At 57.0% G+C, this 2,457-nt stretch carries 4 protein-coding genes and 1 pseudogene; 4 read left to right on the top strand and 1 reads right to left on the bottom strand.

Annotation, left to right across the window (positions count from 1 at the left end):
- Window positions 1–201: hypothetical protein (locus AC1DLB_RS27565; RefSeq protein ID WP_477786055.1), on the bottom strand; the 201-nt coding region annotated here is incomplete at its 3' end.
- A gap of 9 nt (window positions 202–210) precedes the next feature.
- Here AC1DLB_RS27565 and AC1DLB_RS27560 point away from each other — a divergent pair.
- The 4 genes and pseudogenes from AC1DLB_RS27560 to AC1DLB_RS27545 all read left to right on the top strand — a co-directional run.
- Entirely contained in the window at window positions 211–693 is a 483-nt protein-coding gene (locus AC1DLB_RS27560) for an N-acetyltransferase family protein (RefSeq protein WP_477786054.1), read from the top strand.
- A gap of 155 nt (window positions 694–848) precedes the next feature.
- Window positions 849–1,493, top strand: a complete 645-nt coding sequence (locus tag AC1DLB_RS27555; protein ID WP_064616609.1) for a hypothetical protein — start codon at window positions 849–851, stop codon at window positions 1,491–1,493.
- 14 nt (window positions 1,494–1,507) lie between these two features.
- Window positions 1,508–2,002, top strand: a complete 495-nt coding sequence (locus AC1DLB_RS27550; RefSeq protein ID WP_477743476.1) for a PAAR domain-containing protein — start codon at window positions 1,508–1,510, stop codon at window positions 2,000–2,002.
- Window positions 2,003–2,008: 6 nt separating this feature from the next.
- Window positions 2,009–2,457, top strand: a pseudogene (locus AC1DLB_RS27545) (alpha/beta hydrolase); the annotation flags it as partial.

Genomic DNA, 2,457 nt, shown 5'->3' with positions numbered 1-2,457 from the left:
CTGCCTGACGCACCGCAAGTTCTGGTCTGACGACTGCTGTGCAGCCGAACGCAGCCTCGCAGGCTCGGCAGCTGCTACGGAGAGTGTGTTACGGCTGAGATTACTTAGCGAATCGACATTAGCCACAAAGGCCCCCTCCATCATTTCAAATGTGACGAGCGCCGCGCGCGGACTTAGTATGGCGTTTTCAACTTTTGACAAGGCACGTCCATGACGATCGAAATCCGCCMGGCAACCCCCAGCGATGCTCCGCAAATCCTCGCGTTCATCACTGAACTGGCCGACTTCGAACGTGCCCGCCACGAAGTCATCGCCAGCGTCGCCGACATCGAGCGCAGCCTGTTCAGCGAAGGCGCCACCGCCCATGGCCTGATCTGCCTGCGCGATGGCCTGCCGATCGGCTTCGCGGTGTTCTTCTTCAGCTATTCCACCTGGCTGGGCAGCAATTGCCTGTACCTCGAAGACCTCTACATCACCCCTGAACAACGGGGCGGCGGCGCCGGTAAAACCTTGCTGCGCCACCTGGCAAAAATCGCCTGTGCCAATGACTGCGGCCGTTTCGAATGGAGCGTGCTGGACTGGAACAAACCGGCGATTGAATTCTACAAATCCCTCGGCGCACAACCGCAGGAAGAGTGGGTGCGGTATCGGATGGATGGGGCGGTGCTAAGGGATTTTGCCGAGGGCGGCTGATCGATTGATGGCGATCTGACACGCATCGGTTGTCTACACCGCTCTAGTCCTGCATTCTGTGCGCCTTTTGCGCGCTCACGGACGACACTTGCAATGCCTTTGGCACCCTTTCTCCACGCCCGTGGAGCCTTCGCCGCGTCAATGAGTGACTGGCGATGAGCGGACTTCGGGCGACGATGCGTTTGTATGGCCTGGTGAAAAAACTCGGCTCCACGGACGACCGCCATCGCCAGCCGGTGGACATCCTTTGCACCCTCAATCGCACGGGCGGTAAGGCGATCCGGGCGTTCGTCTCGCGTCTGGATGCCGAGTTGATGGCGCGCAGTCGCGGTCTTGAGGAGTACCGCGTTGTCCCGCTTCGCACGTTCGATCCAAATCAGTTGATCCAGGATCATCAGGGCTGGCTGACGCTGCACGTCTGCTGTGGCTTCGTTGTCCTGGCGGATCAATCGTTATTGAACGATGGCACATTGTTGCCCATGGGCTGGTACGTCTACTCCGACATCGGTCAATGGACCGCAGAGCATTACATCGACTTCGGCCCGCAAATGACTAGCCTGCTGCAGACGTCCTATAACCGGATCGGCTTGCGCGACTACAACGCTTGGCTCAATGACTTCGACAGCGTCTCGGATGCGGATATGGAATGGCAAGTCGCCGAAGCCTGGCAAACCCTTCACAACGTTTCATCTCCCGACAGCCATGACGATTGTCACGCGCTATTCGACCCGGTCGATAACCGCTGGCGCTTCGCCGCGGCCGACATTGATATCTATCAGCCTCACCCTGAACCTCAGTAGCAAGGAGCTTTGACTTGAGTGGAAAACCCGCTGCGCGCGTCACCGACCCGACCGCGTGCCCGTTGTCGGGCCATGGCACCAACCCGATCGTGTCTGGTTCCCCGGACGTGTTCTTCGACGGCCTCGGCGCTGCCCGAATGACCGATAAATCCGCCTGCGGCAGCCCGATCACCGGCGCRGTCTCCAGCACGGTATTTATCAATGGCCTCAACGCTGCAACGCTCGATAGTACGGGCGGGCATGGCAACGTGGTGGTTGGAGGCTCCGGCACCGTCATTATTGGGCAAAGCGGGGGAGGCGCCACGTTCAGTGGGTTGTTGCCGATGCCGGTGCATTTCACGGACAGGTTGCAAGTGGTCAATGAGGCGACTGGAGAGCCGGTTCCCTATCACCCCTACACCATTCAGCGTGGGGACGGCAGCGAAGAGCATGGCATCACGGATGCGTCCGGGTTTACCCATACTGTCAGTTCGCATTTGGCTGAAACCATTAAATTGTTTGTGGAGTAATTGGGGATGCCAGGTGAAAACGCGGCAGCGAAGGAAGCGTTGCCGAAAAGACAGGTTTGCGATCATCCACTGACAGACCCAAAAGACACTTCGGTGAAGCAGGTTGCCATTACGGTAAAGAAAATATTTATCTTTTTTATCGGTGGGGCTGGGGATCAGGAAAGTTACTACTTGAGTGGTCCTAACTGGAACGTCAGTTATGTTCGTGACGACGTGTTGGCGGATGCTGATGCTCTGAACTATCTCTGTCGGTGCCCTGTACGGGCAATGGCCTACAATAAATTTATAACTGATGAAGATTTGGCAAAAAATGTTCTGAGTGAAATTCCTGACACCTCCACAGCGGTTTATATTGTTGGACACAGTCTGGGTGGCTGGAACGGTGCACACCTCTCCAGTGTGTTGACGGATAAGGGGTACAAAATAAGGATGTTGATTACTCTGGACCCGGTGGG

This window comes from Pseudomonas sp. 05N434 (assembly GCF_056396965.1).
The sequence above is the reverse complement of the archived record's forward strand: the minus strand, read 5'-3'. Positions and strand labels throughout refer to the sequence as shown.